At 32.9% G+C, this 17057-nt stretch carries 16 protein-coding genes; 10 read left to right on the top strand and 6 right to left on the bottom strand.

Annotated elements, in window-relative coordinates; all coding sequences use genetic code 11:
• Positions 1 to 113: 113 nt before the first annotated feature.
• The gene (locus tag ACUN3A_RS13145; RefSeq protein WP_445551741.1) at positions 114 to 929 is read right to left on the bottom strand and encodes a DUF5995 family protein; all 816 of its coding nucleotides are present in this window, start codon (positions 927 to 929) and stop codon (positions 114 to 116) included.
• Positions 930 to 1155: 226 nt separating this feature from the next.
• Here ACUN3A_RS13145 and ACUN3A_RS13150 point away from each other — a divergent pair, with 226 nt between their 5' ends.
• The 7 genes from ACUN3A_RS13150 to moaA all read left to right on the top strand — a co-directional run bounded on the left by ACUN3A_RS13150 (position 1156) and on the right by moaA (position 6267).
• Positions 1156 to 1485: a winged helix-turn-helix domain-containing protein gene (locus tag ACUN3A_RS13150; RefSeq protein WP_445551742.1), complete on the top strand. Its 330-nt coding sequence runs from the start codon at positions 1156 to 1158 to the stop codon at positions 1483 to 1485.
• A gap of 65 nt (positions 1486 to 1550) precedes the next feature.
• The gene (gene mobA, locus ACUN3A_RS13155; RefSeq protein WP_445551743.1) at positions 1551 to 2120 is read left to right on the top strand and encodes a molybdenum cofactor guanylyltransferase; all 570 of its coding nucleotides are present in this window, start codon (positions 1551 to 1553) and stop codon (positions 2118 to 2120) included.
• Positions 2117 to 2359 (top strand): MoaD/ThiS family protein, encoded by a 243-nt coding sequence (locus ACUN3A_RS13160; RefSeq protein ID WP_445551744.1) that lies wholly within the window; start codon positions 2117 to 2119, stop codon positions 2357 to 2359. Before mobA ends, ACUN3A_RS13160 begins: the two co-directional genes overlap by 4 nt.
• A 169-nt stretch (positions 2360 to 2528) precedes the next feature.
• Positions 2529 to 3596, top strand: coding sequence for a ThiF family adenylyltransferase (locus tag ACUN3A_RS13165; protein WP_445551745.1), 1068 nt, complete (start codon positions 2529 to 2531; stop codon positions 3594 to 3596).
• A gap of 162 nt (positions 3597 to 3758) precedes the next feature.
• The gene (locus ACUN3A_RS13170) at positions 3759 to 4205 is read left to right on the top strand and encodes a molybdenum cofactor biosynthesis protein MoaE (RefSeq protein WP_445551746.1); all 447 of its coding nucleotides are present in this window, start codon (positions 3759 to 3761) and stop codon (positions 4203 to 4205) included.
• Between the two features lie 129 nt (positions 4206 to 4334).
• Complete coding sequence (gene moaCB / locus ACUN3A_RS13175) at positions 4335 to 5270, top strand: bifunctional molybdenum cofactor biosynthesis protein MoaC/MoaB (RefSeq protein ID WP_445552838.1); 936 nt, start codon at positions 4335 to 4337, stop codon at positions 5268 to 5270.
• Positions 5260 to 6267: a GTP 3',8-cyclase MoaA gene (moaA, locus tag ACUN3A_RS13180; RefSeq protein ID WP_445551747.1), complete on the top strand. Its 1008-nt coding sequence runs from the start codon at positions 5260 to 5262 to the stop codon at positions 6265 to 6267. The genes moaCB and moaA overlap by 11 nt, the downstream gene beginning before the upstream one ends.
• Before the next feature lie 436 nt (positions 6268 to 6703).
• Here the strand turns inward: moaA and nadB are convergent, their stop codons facing one another.
• Positions 6704 to 8245, bottom strand: coding sequence for an L-aspartate oxidase (gene nadB / locus ACUN3A_RS13185; RefSeq protein ID WP_445551748.1), 1542 nt, complete (start codon positions 8243 to 8245; stop codon positions 6704 to 6706).
• Positions 8246 to 8247: 2 nt separating this feature from the next.
• A complete protein-coding gene (gene nadA, locus ACUN3A_RS13190) occupies positions 8248 to 9174 on the bottom strand; it encodes a quinolinate synthase NadA (RefSeq protein WP_445551749.1) in 927 nt (308 codons plus the stop codon).
• A 258-nt stretch (positions 9175 to 9432) separates the two neighbouring features.
• On the opposite strand from nadA, the gene ACUN3A_RS13195 reads away from it, so the two are divergent.
• A complete protein-coding gene (locus ACUN3A_RS13195) occupies positions 9433 to 11247 on the top strand; it encodes a hypothetical protein (protein WP_445551750.1) in 1815 nt (604 codons plus the stop codon).
• A 275-nt stretch (positions 11248 to 11522) separates the two neighbouring features.
• Positions 11523 to 13040, top strand: a complete 1518-nt coding sequence (locus ACUN3A_RS13200) for a hypothetical protein (RefSeq protein WP_445551751.1) — start codon at positions 11523 to 11525, stop codon at positions 13038 to 13040.
• Positions 13041 to 13145: 105 nt separating this feature from the next.
• Here ACUN3A_RS13200 and ACUN3A_RS13205 read toward each other — a convergent pair whose 3' ends face one another.
• The 3 genes from ACUN3A_RS13205 to ric all read right to left on the bottom strand — a co-directional run bounded on the left by ACUN3A_RS13205 (position 13146) and on the right by ric (position 15532).
• On the bottom strand, positions 13146 to 13886 hold the full coding sequence (locus ACUN3A_RS13205) for a DUF3667 domain-containing protein (RefSeq protein WP_445551752.1): 741 nt from the start codon (positions 13884 to 13886) through the stop codon (positions 13146 to 13148).
• Positions 13887 to 14069: 183 nt separating this feature from the next.
• On the bottom strand, positions 14070 to 14549 hold the full coding sequence (locus tag ACUN3A_RS13210) for a hypothetical protein (protein WP_445551753.1): 480 nt from the start codon (positions 14547 to 14549) through the stop codon (positions 14070 to 14072).
• A 233-nt stretch (positions 14550 to 14782) separates the two neighbouring features.
• A complete protein-coding gene (ric, locus tag ACUN3A_RS13215) occupies positions 14783 to 15532 on the bottom strand; it encodes an iron-sulfur cluster repair di-iron protein (protein ID WP_445551754.1) in 750 nt (249 codons plus the stop codon).
• A gap of 491 nt (positions 15533 to 16023) precedes the next feature.
• Between ric and ACUN3A_RS13220 the strand changes: the two genes are divergently transcribed.
• A complete protein-coding gene (locus ACUN3A_RS13220) occupies positions 16024 to 17043 on the top strand; it encodes a 2-hydroxyacid dehydrogenase (RefSeq protein ID WP_445551755.1) in 1020 nt (339 codons plus the stop codon).
• Positions 17044 to 17057: the final 14 nt, after the last annotated feature.

Raw genomic sequence — 17057 nt, forward strand, 5'->3', positions numbered from 1 at the left:
ATTAGGTAATTTGAAAATTAGATAATTAACCGCAAGGTTCGCAAAGTTTTGCGAACGTTGCGGTTTTTTCTTTGTGAACTTTGCATTACAATAATTTGAGTTGTTGTTATAGGCTAAACTAAGACAGCACATTCAGGGGTTGCCACAGTTTCTGTCACTGGGTTGTATTTTACTTTGCTTAATTCAATAATTTTTTGAGCTACGTTCCCTCTTTCAAATAATCGAATGAGCCTAAAAATGCCGCTTACAAAATAACCAGGATTTGAAACTAATTTGGCTATTTTAGTGATTTTAATATCCCTTTGCTGTACGGAAGCTTCTCTTTCGTTTTCTGGAAGAAGGACAAATTCAGTAGCATATTTCCATGCACCATCTCTTGCGGTTTTCATGCTAAAATCAATAAAGAAATTGTCTATTTTGCCGGATAATTTCAATATATAGGTTAGCGTTGGCCAAATTTCAACTAAACATTCTTCAACTCCTTCCACTAGATTGCTTAAAATTTCATTGATTTTATTATAGTCAGAATGTAAGTCAAAAATACTTTCGGGAGTACTGACTTGTGCACAGGCAATTCCTAAATCTAAATTGACGTGAGCGTTTATTCCAAGTAATAAATGCTGTACTACAATAGGCCAATATTCTTCGCCTTTCGTAAACGAAAATCCCCAGCATTCTGAACATTTTTCTTTGGCTTTGAACTGGTAATAAGCTCTTAAATAGCGATTGGCAAAAATTACATCCAGTTTTTCCATTCGCTCCGGATTTTGGAATAAACCCGTTTCGATACCGTTTTTTATTTGTATCGTAACTTCCCTATATAAAGTGGTAAACAAGCCAATGGCACATTGTTCTATTTTTGACGCTGCAATAATTTCGTCTAAACATTGTATAACTTCATTTATGGTTGTGGCTTGTTTGGTGTTCATTTTTAATTGGTTATGGTTGTTAAAGGAAGCGAATGTAATTAATTTTTAATAATTTATTGATATTAAATAGAATTTAAAATGATGTGGTTTAGTGTGTCTTGCTTCTTTTTTTGCTATTAAAACCAGATTAGGTTTATAACAAAAAAACAGGTTCTTATACCTTTTTTTGTTTCTTAGAAAGAATCATTTCGTTATATTTGCATTAGTATAACGAAAACAATCAATTTTGAAAATCAAAAGTAAAATATGGATTGAAACTGATGAAGGAATTGTCATTAGTGAAGGACGAATTCAGTTATTAAAGCTGATAGCATCTACAGGTTCGCTTAACAAAGCTGCTAAGGAAATGAATATTTCCTATCAAAAAGCATGGAAGTTAGTGGATGCATCCAACAAGGCTTCGAAAGAGCCATTAATTGCGACTCAAATTGGCGGAAATAAAGGTGGAGGGACGGTTCTTACTCCTTATGGTAAGTTACTTATTGAATCTTTTGAAGAAATCAATAGTGCTTGTTGGAAATTTCTGGATATGCAACTAGAGAAACATTCGTTATAAATATTTGAATACTATAATTTCTAAATTAACTAACCAAAACCAAAATAACCAAGTAGAATAAGAAGATGGAAAAAAACATTACAGCGATTGTATTAGCCGGCGGAAAGAGCGAGCGCATGGGGACTGACAAAGGATTGTTAGATTTAAATGGGAAACCATTTATTAAACATATTTGTGAGGCTTTGGAACCTATTGTTGGTTCTAATATTTTAATTGTTTCAGGGAATAAGGAGTATGATGCTTTTGGCTTTACCAGAGTCGAAGATATTATAGAAAACAAAGGCCCAGTAGGTGGGCTTTATGCTGCTTTGAATTCGTCTAAGACCAAAGTCAATTTGGTTTTAAGTGTTGATGTTCCATTGGTTTCTACTGAATTATTAGAATGGCTGGTAGCAAGTCACGAAGAGACTTTGATGGTTACGCAAACAACAATCGAAGGGAAAACCAGTCCGCTTATTGCAATTTACGATCGTTCTATGCGAGTTGTTTTTGGCGAGCATATCGCAGGAAAACAATTGAAATTAAGAACTGTAATTGAAGATGTAAAACACCAAACGATTGTTGTTCCAGAGAAATGGAGTGATCAAATTCAAAATATAAATACACAAGAAGAATATCAAAATTTAATAAAATGACCATAACATTAAAATATTTTGGTTCTCTCGTAGATATTACCCAGAAAAAAGAGGAGATTTTTTCTATGGAAGAAAATAAGATGTCAGTTTCTTTTTTGAAATCCAAAATGGAAACGACTTACGAGAAATTGAAAAACACCAACTATTCTATTGCAGTAAATCAAGCGATGAGTAGTTTGGATAACACCATTAAAGATCAGGATGTAATTGCTTTTTTGCCACCTTTTGCTGGGGGATAATTTTATTTACTTCGTCAGTTCGCTATCGCTCGTGTGGGCGTGACCCTCCGTGAAAAACTACGGGTCGGGCTTTTCGTTCCCGCTTTTTTTGAGGCGAAAAAAACGCCTCAAAAAAGAGCTCCACTGCAATCCCTCACGCAAAACAACAGTATTAATAAAAAAAAATACAATGATTAACACAACTAGATATTCCAGACAAATTTCTCTTCAAGAGATTGGAGAAGAAGGTCAGCTTAAATTACAAAACGCTCGTGTTTTGGTAATTGGAGCTGGAGGTTTGGGTTGTCCTGTTTTGCAAAATTTAGCAGCTGCAGGAGTTGGAACCATTGGAATTGTCGATGGTGATGTGGTAGATGAAACTAACTTGCATCGACAATTGCTTTATACATTAAAAGATTGTGGAAAGAGTAAAGCAGAAACAGCTAAAAGCGCCATTCTAGAACTCAATCCAGAATTGAACGCAAATGTGTTTCCTGAATTTTTCAGTACAGAAAATGCATTAGAAATTATTCAGGACTATCAAATTATTGTGGATTGTACAGATACGCTCGCCGTTCGTTATTTGATAAATGATTTGGCTGTGGTTAAAAAGCTTCCGGTTGTCTATGCTTCGATTTATAAATTTGAAGGACAAGTTTCGGTTTTTAATTATAAAAATGGACCTAGTTACCGTTGTTTGTTTCCAGAACAAGAAGGTTTAAATGGAGTTTCAAATTGTGTGGAATCTGGAGTTTTGGGAGTTTTGCCTAATACGTTAGGTGCCTTGCAAGCTACCGAAGTGCTAAAAATAATTTTAGAAATAGGCACAGTATTATCGGGGAAATTATTGATTTATGATGCTTTGAATTTTCAAACTCAAATCATTGATTTTGCCAGAAATCCAAAAGCAATCGAAAAAGGATTTATAAACGGAAGTACGCTTTTGCATCATAAAAAAGCAATAGAAAACCTAAGCCCTGAGGCTTTTTTAGAAAAATGTAATCAATTAGGAATCGTTGTTATTGACGTTCGGGAATCGGATGAATTGCCTGAGTTTAAAGGGGAAAATGTCATTCAGATTCCGTTGAGCGAATTAGAAAAATACAGTAAGAAATTAGATAAAAATCAAGAGATTGTTTTGTTTTGTCAAACCGGTCAACGAAGCCTGGCAGCGATGAATTATTTGCAAAAATCAGGCTTTGTAGGTGTCTTTCATTTAGGAAAAGGGATTGAATCGTTAAAAGATCAAATTCAATAACAATGTCAATAGCAATGACAATTTCAATAAAATAATAAAATAACCCACAGACAATGGGGATTGAACAGATAAAGACGGATTTATAAAATTTTATAAATCAATTAAAAAACAATCAGTGAAAATCCGTTTAATCCGTGTCATCAGTGGCTGAAAAACTAAAATATGTCAACAGATAAACCAAAGAAAAGTTCCTTTATTCAGGGACAAATAACATCAGAATTCATTGGGAATTCGATTGCCAAGCATCAAAGTAAAACGACTATCGGTGCTCACAATATATTTTTAGGACAAGTTCGTGCCGATGTAATCGACGGAAAAACAGTTGCCGCCATTGAATATACTGCTTATGAAGAAATGGCAGAACAGACTTTCTATGAAATTAGAGAAGCCGCTTTCGCCAAATATGAATTATCCTGTTTGCATATTTACCACAGTTTGGGAACGGTAAAAACAGGAGAGATTTGTTTGTTTGTTTTTGTTTCGGCACCAAGACGAAAAGTGGTTTATAAAGCCTTGGAATTTTTGGTAGAAGAAATAAAAGAAAAGACAGCTGTTTTTGGAAAAGAAATTTTTGAAGACGAAAGTTATACCTGGAAAAAAAACACATAAAAAATATTGGTCACGGATGGAACAGATAAACACAGATTTTATTTTTATTATTTGGTAAATCTGAGTTAATCATTATAATCTTTGGCAAAAAAATAGATTAGTAAAACATATACGAATCTAAAATCTAAAATAAGTAAATCTGAAATCTCTATGGTAGATATCACCCATAAAATAATTACACAACGCACAGCAACAGCCCAAGCAATCGTAAAAGTTGGTTCTCCAGCAACGATGCAAGCTATTTTGAATAACACTGTTCCAAAAGGAAATGTATTAGAAGTGGCAAGAACTGCAGGTTTATTTGCGGTTAAAAACACGTCGAACTCTATTCCGGATTGCCACCCAATGCCGATTGAGTTTACTGGAATTGAATACGAATTACTAGAAGATTCAGTATTGATAAAGGTAACCGTTAAAGCAATTTACAGAACTGGTGTTGAGGTCGAAGCTATGCACGGCGCTTCGATTGTAGCTCTGACGATGTATGATATGCTAAAACCAATTGACAAACAAGTAGAAATTTCGACAATAAAACTGCTTCACAAAAAAGGTGGAAAATCAGATTATGGGGTCAAAAAAGATCTCGATTTGTCGGTAGCGGTAGTTGTTTGTTCGGATAGTGTAGCAAGCGGTAAAAAACAAGATAGAGCTGGAAAAGTGATCTCTGATAAAATAAAAAACCTTGGATTAAGCGTTTCAAATTATACAGTTATTCCAGATGAGGTAAGCGATATTCAGGAAACGATCAATAAGTTGTGTGATGGGAATAAAGACTTGGTTATTCTTACTGGAGGAACAGGATTGTCGAATAGAGATGTTACTCCCGAAGCGGTTATTCCATTGTTAGACCGACGTATTCCAGGTATCGAGGAAGCCATTCGATCTTATGGTCAGGACAGAACGCCTTATGCGATGTTATCCAGAAGTGTAGCAGGTTTCAAAGGAAATACATTGATTTTGGCTTTACCAGGTTCTACCGCAGGAGCCAGCGAATCTATGGATGCTGTTTTTCCGTCAATATTGCATTTATTCAAAATACTTAATGGTTTCAACCATGGAAAATAAAACAATTCAAATGCAGGATACTCACGGTCGAGGACACAATTACCTCCGCATTTCGATTACAGAACATTGTAATTTGAGATGCACATATTGTATGCCTGCCGAAGGGATTGCACTCACACCAAGAGCGCACCTGATGACTGCAGATGAAATTGTTACCATTGCCCAAACTTTTGTGAACTTGGGTGTGACCAAAATTAGATTAACTGGCGGTGAGCCTTTGGTACGTAAAGATGCCAAAGACATTATTCAACGTTTAGGAAAACTAGATGTTGAGTTGACTTTAACAACCAACGGAATTTTGGTTCACGATTTTATAGATACTTTTAAGGAAGCTGGAATTACAACTCTGAATGTAAGTATTGATAGCTTGCAAAAAGACAAATTCAATAGTATTACTCGTAGAAATTATTTTGAAAAATTAATAGAAAATCTAGATTTGCTTGACGCCAATGGTTTTAATGTTAAACTAAATGTTGTAGTAATTAAAGGCTTTAATGATAACGAAATCGTCGATTTTATTGAGCTAACCAAAGAGCGAGATATCCAAATTCGTTTCATAGAATTTATGCCTTTTGACGGCAATCAATGGAATAAAGAAAAATTAGTTTCTTATGCCGAAATTATAGAACAAGTAGAAAATTTTTATTTTAATGAAAATGTATTACGTGTTCAGGACAAACCAAACGACACAGCCAAAAATCACAAAATTGAATCGTATAAAGGTAGTTTTTCAGTGATTAGTTCGGTGACGAATCCGTTTTGTAGCACCTGTAACCGCATCCGTTTAACTGCTGACGGAAAACTAAAAAACTGCCTGTTCTCGAATACCGAAACCTCTTTGCTCGATACTTTAAGAGCAGGAGAACCAATTGAACCACTTATTTTTCAAAATATAAAATCCAAACACGCCATGCGAGGCGGAATGGATAATGATATTAAATTTCAAAATCCAGAACTGTTTTCTAAAAACAGAAGTATGATTAAAATTGGCGGATAACGACCTCTTATTTTAAACTTATAAAAATAATTTGGGCGTGACCCCCGATAGAAAAAAGGGCTAGTTACTTTGTCGTCATTGCCCTTTTCTCTATCGGGGGTCGGGCTATCCATGCTACTTCGGTAGCTTATTTCTATCCCTCACGCACACACAAGAACTTTAAGGGAAACGAGAAAACTTGTATTCCTGTTGTAAATTTACTGGTATATAAATACTTCTATTATGCCAAGTTGAAGTAAAATTTTAATAAAGAAATAATATAAAATGACTTTTTTCTTCGGTTAAAAAAACTCATTGGCTATTTACCAACAGGGAATAGAAGACAACGATAGTAATAGTTGTAAATAGTTTTTTTTATTTAAGGAAGATTTTGGTAAAACAAAAAGTCCTTCAACATTTCTGTCAAGGGACTTTAGTATTTATTTTTTTAAACTCTTTACTTTGTAATATCTTTTGAATCATATTTCACAAATCCACCACAATTGCCATTGCGGTTAATGGATTGCTGAACAATAAGTTTCCCAATGTCAATCATGTTATTCAGTTCGTATAAATCGGTGCTGGCGATATGATTTTGAATCTCCTTATCGATTTCGCTTTGCATGTTTTTAAGAGCTTCGTTGGCTTTTAATAAATCCGAATCAAATCGAACGATACCCGCATTTTGACGCATCAACAATTGCAGTTTTGCTTTAGTCTGTGCAATATATTCAGGAGATATTTTTTCTTTAGATTGAATAGGCCATGTTGGAATGGCGTTGGTAGTTTTTGGTTCTATAAAAGGATTTGCGGCCAAATAATGATATATTTTATCCGAATAAACCAAAGCTTCCAATAAAGAGTTTGAAGCAAGTCTATTAGCACCATGCAAACCTGTTCGAGAACATTCGCCACAAGCAAATAAATTTTTAATAGATGTTTTTCCATTAATATCAACCACTATTCCGCCACACAAATAATGTTGGGCAGGAACTACAGGAATCCACTCTTTTTCAAGGTCAATACCTACTTTTTTACAATGGTTGTAAATCATTGGAAAGTGGTTTTTGAAACCTACTATATCCAAATGGGTACAATCCAAATAAACACATTCGTCCCCCGATTTTTTGAGTTCCAAATCGATGCTTTGAGAAACAATATCTCTCGAAGCTAGATCACCTCTTGAATCGTAATGTTCCATGAAAAAATCGCCTTTTTTGGTTCTCAAACGAGCACCAAAACCGCGAACAGCTTCAGATATTAAAAATTTTGAACCGCTGCCTTTATCAAATAAAGCCGTTGGGTGAAATTGTATAAATTCCATATCCTGAATGACAGCATTGGCGCGGTACGCCATGGCTATTCCATCTCCTGTTGCTATGATTGGGTTGGTGGTGTGTCCGTATAAATGTCCAATACCGCCAGTAGCCAGTAATGTAAAATCAGATTGATACGTGAGTATCTCGTTAGTTTTTTCATCAAGCGCATAAGCACCAACACAACGATTGTCTTGTGTAATTAATTCTAATGCAAAATGATGATCCAGAACGGTAATGTTTTCTTTTTGCATTACTTGTTCTAAAATAGCACGCTGAATTTCATGACCAGTTTGGTCTTTGTGATGCACTACTCTGTTTTCAGAATGTCCGCCTTCTTTGCCTAAGTCAAAAGTTCCTTTGGCATTTTTATCAAATTGAGCTCCCCATTCAATTAATTCTTTTAATCGTTTAGGGCCTTCGGTTACAACCATTTTAACTACTTCTTCGTCGCACAATCCGTCACCGCAAATGAGCGTGTCTTCTATGTGTTTTTGATACGAATCTTCGGTTTTGTCGGTAACAATAGCAATACCACCTTGTGCATATTTGGTGTTAGACTCGTCAGCATTTGCTTTGGTTACAATGGTAATGTCTCTTTCAGGAAAACGATTGGCCATTTTGAGTGCAAATGTTAAACCTGCTACTCCAGAACCTATAATTAAATAATTGGTTGTAATCATTCTTAAGATAATTCGAGCATACGTTCGATAGGGATTAATGCTTTTCTTCTAATGTCATCTGGGACATTAATTTCAGGAGTTTCATTCAATAAACAATCGTATACTTTTTGTAAAGTGTTCATTTTCATGTATCCACATTCGCTACAAGCACAAGTATTGTCTTCGTTTGATGGAGCAGGAATCAGAATTTTACTAGGTACTTCTTGTTTCATTTTATGCAAAATACCAGCTTCTGTAGCTACAATAAATTTGTTGCTTGGATTGGTTTTTACATAGTTAATCATTCCTGCGGTAGAACCAATATAGTTGGCAGTTTTTAAAATATGGGTTTCAGATTCTGGGTGTGCAATAATTTGAGCATCTGGATTTTGTTTGTACAAAGCAATCAGTTTGTCTAACGAAAATGCTTCGTGAACCACACAAGATCCGTCCCAAAGTAGCATTTCTCTACCGGTTTGTTCCATTACATATTTACCTAAATTTTTATCTGGAGCAAAAATAATAGGCTTGTCTTTTGGAATAGATTCTACGATTTTAACAGCATTTGATGAAGTAACTACGATGTCTGTTAATGCTTTTACTTCGGCAGAACAGTTTACATAAGTGATAACAATATGATCAGGATGTGCCTCTGTAAATTTTTTAAAATCTTCAGGAGGACATGATTCGGCAAGGGAACAACCCGCTTTTAAATCTGGTAAAATTACTTTTTTAGTGGGATTTAATATTTTGGCTGTTTCGGCCATAAAGTGAACTCCTGCAAAAAGGATAATATCGGCATCAACTTTCATTGCTTCTTGAGATAATCCCAAGCTGTCTCCTACATAATCAGCTACATCTTGTATATCGGATTCTTGATAATAATGCGCTAAAATAACTGCATTTTTTTCTTTTTTTAATTCCAATATACGCTCTTTAAGACTTTTCATTTTGTAAAAACTTTAATAGTGTTGTTTTTAATTGAAGTTTAATTCTTTGCAAATATAAGGTAAAACTTTGAAGCTACACGTTTTCACAAGCTTTCTAAAATTATCAAAAAAGATGTTTTTGTTAAAAAAATGACGTTAGGGTTTTGGTAACCTCCAAATGTATTCTTATCTGTTTTTTGATAGTATGATAATTATCAGCTTTTAAGCTAATTAGGATAGAGATATTTGTACAAAATGTAATAGACCAATTTTTAACTTATGAAAACTAAAAAAACACTTCACACTTTTCATATTCCTGTAATGGGATTAGCCTATACGATTGATAGCCCAATTCGTGTGGCGCAATATGGTATATCTTCTGTTGTTTCTATTATAGATGACGATTTGATTGAAAAAATGAATGCTTTTTATAGCGAAAAATTCAAAATGCCTTATCAGGAAATCACAGAAAAGATACATGATTATAGAGCAGAACGCATTACTTCATATTTGAATTTAATGGATACAATTGTAAAAGATAAATTTGAAAAATTCAAAACAGAATTAGCAGAAAGCAAACAGGCTTTGGAAAATTACGTAGCCATGTTACCCAATAAATCAGAAATTAAAAAAGGGCTTCAAAACCTTATTGACGATGGAATAGCTTTTAAAGAAACTATCAAAAATTACCTTGAAGAAAATCTCTCTCCAGGTGAGATTGATGTGAATATCATGACCAAAGTCGATAAAGATAATTTTAATAAAAACGAACAATTGCCAGTTGAGTTTAATGATGCTCATGCTTCGCTTCGTGGTTTTGCGAATAGTAATTTGTCTTCATCGGTAGTGCTTTCGGCGGGAATGAATCCTAGATTGTATGCTTATTTTGAAAATTTTCCTGTTTTTTATCCGGATGCTAATAATAAGCTGCAAAAGAAAATTATTCTGAAAGTAAGTGATTTTCGTTCGGCGATGATCCAAGGGAATTTTTTGGCAAAAAAAGGACTTTGGGTTTCTGAATATCGTATAGAATCAGGGTTAAATTGTGGTGGTCATGCTTTTGCTACCGATGGTTATTTATTAGGACCAATTTTGGAAGAATTCAAACAAAAGAAAGAACAATTAATCCAATCGGCTCATGAGTTGATGATAAAAACTTTAGAAATAAAAGGACTTCCAGTTCCGCAAAACCCATTAGAATTAAAGATAACTGTACAAGGCGGCGTGGGAACGGCTGAAGAGCATGATTTTTTATTAGAACACTACCAAGTAGATTCTGTAGGTTGGGGTTCGCCATTTTTATTGGTTCCCGAAGCAACTTCAGTAGATTTGGAAACAAGGAGGTTATTGGAAAAAGCAAAAGAAGACGATTTTTATTTGAGTCATATTTCGCCTTTGGGAATTCCGTTTAATGCAGTGAAAGGAACAACCAATGAATATTTTAAACAAAAACGCATTCAAGAAGAGAAAGCAGGAAGTTCATGTCCGAAAAAGTTCTTGGCACTGAGCAAAGAATATGGTCCAAAAGGAATGTGCCCCGCTTCTAAAAGTTATCAAGATTTAAAATTAGACAAATTGGATGCTTTAAAAGATTCATTGTCTAAAGAGGCTTTCGATAAAAAGAAAAACAGCATTACTGAGAAATCATGTTTATGCGTAGGTTTAGCCAATGCTTCTTATCTTGAAAATAACATTAAGATTAAAGGACAATCCCAAGGTGTTGTTATTTGTCCAGGTCCCAATTTAGCTTATTTCGATAAAGAAGTTTCTCTTTCAAATATGGTAAAACATATTTACGGAAATGCTTCGGTACTTGGAAATAATGACCGTCCGAATGTGCTTATCAATGAATTGAAAATGTATATGGATTATCTGAAAAATGAAATCAATGAGTTTTCAGAGCAAATCACAGCACCTCAGATAAAGAAATTGAAGGCTTTTAAAAGTAATTTGAATGATGGAGTTGACTATTATCAATCATTAATTTCTTCCAATAATTGGTTTGAAAAGAGCAAACAAAATATCGAGAATCAATTAAATCAATATAAGAATGAGCTGTTTGAGCTTTGTATCCCTGAATTAAAAGTAGTCTAAATTAAAGGGGTTTGTTTTTTACTAAAGCTTCACGGATTTTTTAAATATTTTAAAATCTGTGAAGTTTTTTTATCAAATGAAGTAATTGGGCTATTTATTGGTGTATTGTGCTTTTTTAACTATTTGAAAAACATTGGCATACGCTCTTTTGTATTGTGATAAAATGTGAAATCATTTCGTTATAACTATTTTTCAACTATTTTTGGCGGCAAGAATGAAGTGTAAAACACACCAATTCAAAAAGCAATAATTATTTATATTAAAGAAAAGTAGTTTTGAAAAACCTGATTTTAGTTATCCTTTTACTGAATGTTTCAATAGTTCTTTCTCAAGAGCAAAAAGAGATTCCTCTTAAAAAATCCCAATTTGGATTTGCTCAACTAGATTTTTTATCGGTAAAAATGCCTGATCCTGAAGAAAAAAACATGACTCTTACGGGTATTCATTATAACGTAATGCTTAATAAATACAGCTATGCTGGTGTAGGTTTATATGGTGCAGTTAGTGGTGAACGCGGTGGTTTTTTTGGATTAGGAATTAATGCTGGTATAAAACAAAATATTACCAATCATCTATTTGTTGATGCTGGTTTGCATTTTGGAGGAGGTGGAGGAGCCCTTACGCCAGATGGTGGAGGAGCATACATAATACCTCATGCAAATTTAGGATATCATTTTAAACCTTTTGATGTTACTTTAGGGTATAGTTACATCAACTTTTTTGATTACGGAAAAATAAAAAGTCATCAATTCAATGCTGCTATCCAAATTCCTTTATCGTTTGATTATGCTGATTTTACTGAAAATGGAAACGATTATTCTATTGAAGGCTTAAAAGAAACTGCTTGGAATCAGCCAAGTAATCGTTTCGGTTTGTTTGTTCATTTTGATAATTTATCGTTTGATGAAAATTCTCAGTTTAAGCAGAACACAACAATACGGTTAGCAGGTTTTGAAATACAGTCTTACTTTAGAAAAAATTGGTTCTATTTTATAAAAGCTGATGGAGCTTATAGCGGAATTCCTTCGGGTTATATGGATGTTTTTGTAGGACCTGGTTATCATCTGTCAATGAATAAAAACCGAACCAATATTTTAGCAAAATTTGGTGTTGGTGCTGGTGGTGGTGGTGGTGTTGATACCAAGGGAGGATTTTTAATTAACCCCGATATCTCTTTAGAACAAAAGGTTTTGAAAAACATTTATCTTACAGTAAATAAGGGTTTTATGTTGAATTTTGATAAAAGTTTTAATGCATCAACTTTTGGTTTTGGATTGAAATATTTGGAAGATATAAATGGTATTTCATCCGAAGGAAATACAAAGGCCACAGCTGAATTCAAAGGGGTAGAAGTTATTATTGCAGAAGAAATCTATTTCAATGTACAGAGAATGTACGGTAAGCACACACAAAACATGAACCAGATTTCTGTAGAATTTAACTTCTTTTTAAATAAGAATATTTATGCAGCAGGTCAGACTTCTTTTGCTAATTTTGGTAATGCAGGTGCATACGCAGAAGGTACTGTTGGCTTAGGTGTTGAAACCAATAGGTTTTTTGATGAAACAACAACTGTTTTTGCGCAAATTTTAGGTGGTGCAGCTGGAGGTGGTGATATAAATACTGGAGAGGGTTTTGTCATAAAACCAAGTACTGGCTTGAATTTTAAAGTAAGTGATAAATTAAATTTGCATGCAGCAGTTGGTTATGTAAAAACCCATGGAGGAGATTTAAATAACACATTTGTAAATTTTGGTATTAATTATAATTTTTCGCTTTTATCAGCGCGCTAAACTTCTTATAGCAGTGGGGATGAATGTAAACTAAAAACGTTTGTATTACTTAAAATAATAAAAGGCTTGATTTTCATCAAGCCTTTTTTGTATGATGGAATTTTTTTAGAGACGATTATTAATAAATATTCCAATGCAAGCAATTATCAAGATAAAAGACCAAAATATCAAATGAGTTAATAGTGTCAAAAAGAATGTTTTTGTTTTTGATAAATGATTAAAAAATTGCTGATTGGTCCAAAAATACAACACAAAATCAATGAGAAGAATTATTTTGGTTATTGTATTAATAGCTGGGGTTCCACTGTAATAATAAAATACGGGGATAAAAAGTATTGAGATGTATAATTTTTGTGACGCTTTGTAAGTATTGAGAACAAAATATTCGAAAAAATTATAGCCTTGTTTTCTAAAAGTAATAGCAGTGCCAATAGTATGTATGGGGATAAAGGCTAGCGTAATCCAAGCAAAATGTTCTTGTAGCCATTCTGCAACTTTTCTAGCATCAATACCGGTACTGGGATCCGGATGGTTTGCGTTTACGATTGTCTCAATATTAAGTAAATGAATTAAAGCGACATAAGCTGTTGCTAATAGCATCACTAGAGAAATAGGTTTAAAATAGCGCACTCTTTTTCCCTCTATAAATTCTCGAATCGAATGACCAGGTCTAGTAAATAGTTGTTTGGCAGTATAGGTTATCCCATCGTCAAAATGGAGAAGTGTTTTTCGAATATCATGCCATAAAAAGTGCCAATTTATAGGATGAGTCTCTGCGGTTTGTCCGCAATTACCGCAATAATGACCTTTGAAAGATTGATGGCAGTTTTTACAAATAATTTCCATTTTTTGATTTTAAGCTATTTTTAGTAAATATAACTTTTTTTTAAAAACAAAAAAAGGTCGAGTATTATGCTTTTATGAAAGAAATTTAGGTAAATTGAAATAATAAATTTAGTCTAGGCTGAAAATAAAACAGGCTATCTAAAACTAGACAGCCTGTTTGTTATCATTGGGATTGAGATGCAATTATTTTTTTATTTGCTCTTTTCTATGCGTCGTATCTTTTTTAATTTCTTGACGGTAATGGTTTTTCATACCTTCACGGTGATGCTCTTTTAATTCATCCCATTTTTTATATTGATCTGCTGAAAGAATTTTTTTAACTTTTGCTTTCGTAGCAATTTGTTCATCAAGCATTTTCATCTTCATTTCAAAAATCTGATCAGAAGTTGGTTTTTCTGTTGTAGTTTTTTTATTCTTCAAAAAGGCTTCTTTTTTTGCGCTTTGTTCAGCAATGATAGTACCCATTTCTTTTTGTTGTGATGCAGTCAAATCAAGTTCTAATGTCATTTTTTTTAACATTAATTGATTGCGTTGTTCAGGGGTGAATTTTTCCATCGGACTTCCTTGGTGTCCTTGATGTTTTTTTTGCACATCTTGTTTTTCTTGTGCAAAACCGGTTACGCTCATAAAAGCGATTAATGCAGCAGTAATTAAATTTTTCATAGTAAATAGATTTGTTTTAAGTTAAGACTTGTGATATTGTTTAAGGTTTAATTGTTAATAATAATTTATCACTTTTTTATTTGTTTAAATTATTGATTACGAGTTTTTAATATTTAAATAGCACATGTTTTTTCGTGTGTTTTATAGCCTAAAAACTAAAAAAGGAACTCCGTTATGAAGTTCCTTTTTAGTTTTATAATCTACTATTTTTATTGCTCAAATTAGCTTTAATTTTAATTTTTGAGATTGTTTATAAATTGTGCTGAATAATCTTTTTCGAGTCTGATTGCTTTTGGAAATAAAATATTGTTTTTCAAATGAATGTGTTTGTGTAAATCCTCCTCAAATTCTTGAAGTATTGCAAAAGTTGCTTTATAAGTAGTGCAAGCATCGGCGGGAGGATTGTAATTATTGCTTAATGCGGCTATTTTTCTAAAACGTTCCCCTTCGGCATCATGCTCGTGCTTCATCATGTCAATTGGGTTTTCGACAGTTCCAAAATGAGGTTGTTCCATTAGCTCATCTACAATAATAGCATTAACCAGTTTTTTGATAAAAGGAAATAAAATCATTTCTTCTTTTTTCATGTGTTGAGATAGTTCTTCTACACTACCAATAAACAATTCGTTGATTTCGAATAACTCAGGGTGTTGCTGACCATGTACTTTACATAATTTGCTCAGGAAAGGAAGAAGAATGTGAATTTTTTCGGCAATATATCGGTGGTGTTTTTTTTCGATATAATTTGCTAATAAGTCGATTGGCCATGAATTAAAATCAATCGTTGACTCATTTTTTGTATTCAAAATTGTTTCAATTTGATGTAATAAGTTGTCTGGATTTAACTCTTTTTTATCACAAACCTCTTCTATAGTTCTGTTTCCTTTACAGCAAAAATCAATGCCATATTTTGAAAATAAAGCTGCGGTTCTAAAATCTTTTGCAACATATTCTCCTACTGTTGTTTTTTCTAAAATCTCCATGTTTTTCGTTTAAATTAAAAGTTAGACTGCAAAAATTAATGTTCATTTTAATTAGAAATATTTTTTATTTAATTGAATTTGTTATTTGATTAAATAGTTGTTAATCAGGTTGTAGTAATTAATTGTAATGTAAAATTATTGTTTTTTAAAAACGGTAAACATGATTTTTATCATATTAACATTATTTTATAATACTGAAAAAGAAACAAAAATCTATAAGCCCCAAAAAAACTTTATTTACACAGCTTTTTCTTTTTTATATAATGTTTTGATTTATTCTACTAATCTTAAAATAAACCTTTATCATGCTTTTAGTTCTTTATCGTTAGATTTTGACAGTATTTTTTTTGTGCTAATTATTAATATTATTGGGTAAGATTTGTTTTTATTCGTAGTTTTAAATGATAATATACTAGTGTGTGATTTTACGACTTTATAGGTTGTATCATTTACCAATAAAATTTTAAGAAAAGTTATTAAGAAATATAAATATGAAAGAAAATATAAGTTTATCGAAGCAAAAAATCTCTTTTTTTTCAACACAACCCTACGATAGGATATTTTTTGAAAAACACAATACTGGTTTGGAATTGGAATTTTTTGAGACGCAATTAAACGACCTTACGATAAATCTTATTCAAAATACTACTATAGTTTGTGTTTTTGTGAATGATGTAGTAAATGCTACCGTTATAGAAGCATTGGCTGAAAAACAGGTTAAAATAATCGCTTTACGTTGTGCCGGTTTTAATAATGTTGATTTAGAGGCAGCGAAAAAACATGGAATTCGAGTTTGTAGAGTGCCGGCTTATTCGCCCGAAGCTGTTGCCGAACATGCTATGGCAATGATTTTAACTTTAAACAGAAAAATTCATAAAGCCTACAATAGAGTGCGTGAACAAAATTTTTCTCTCAATGGATTATTAGGTTTTGATTTGCATGGCAAAACAATTGGAATAGTTGGAACGGGAAATATTGGTAAAGCTTTTTCTAAAATAGCTAAAGGTTTTGGTTGTAAAATCTTAGCGTATGATATTGTTGTAAATCCTGAAATGGAAGCTGATGGCGTTCGTTTCGTTACTTTAGAAACCATTTTTAAGGAAAGTGATATTATTTCGCTTCATTGTCCTTTAAATGATAAAACGAGTCATATTATCAATAAAAATTCATTGGCTCAAATGAAAGATAATGTAATGATTATTAACACGAGCCGTGGTGGTTTAATTGATACTTCTGATATTATTGCGGCACTAAAAAAAGGCAAAGTTGGTTATTTGGGCATTGATGTCTACGAGCAGGAAGAAAAATTGTTTTTCAGAGATTTGTCAGAAAATATAATTCAGGACGATGATATACAAAGATTGATGAGTTTTCCAAATGTTTTGGTAACGGCGCATCAAGCCTTTTTTACCAACGAAGCTTTAACTCAGATTGCTTTGGTAACATTAGGAAATATTCAAGACTTACTAAAGAATAAGGAAATTGAAAACAAAGCTGCACAGTTGATTTGAAAGTTAATATATGT

It is taken from the genome of Flavobacterium sp. WC2509 (assembly GCF_052683105.1).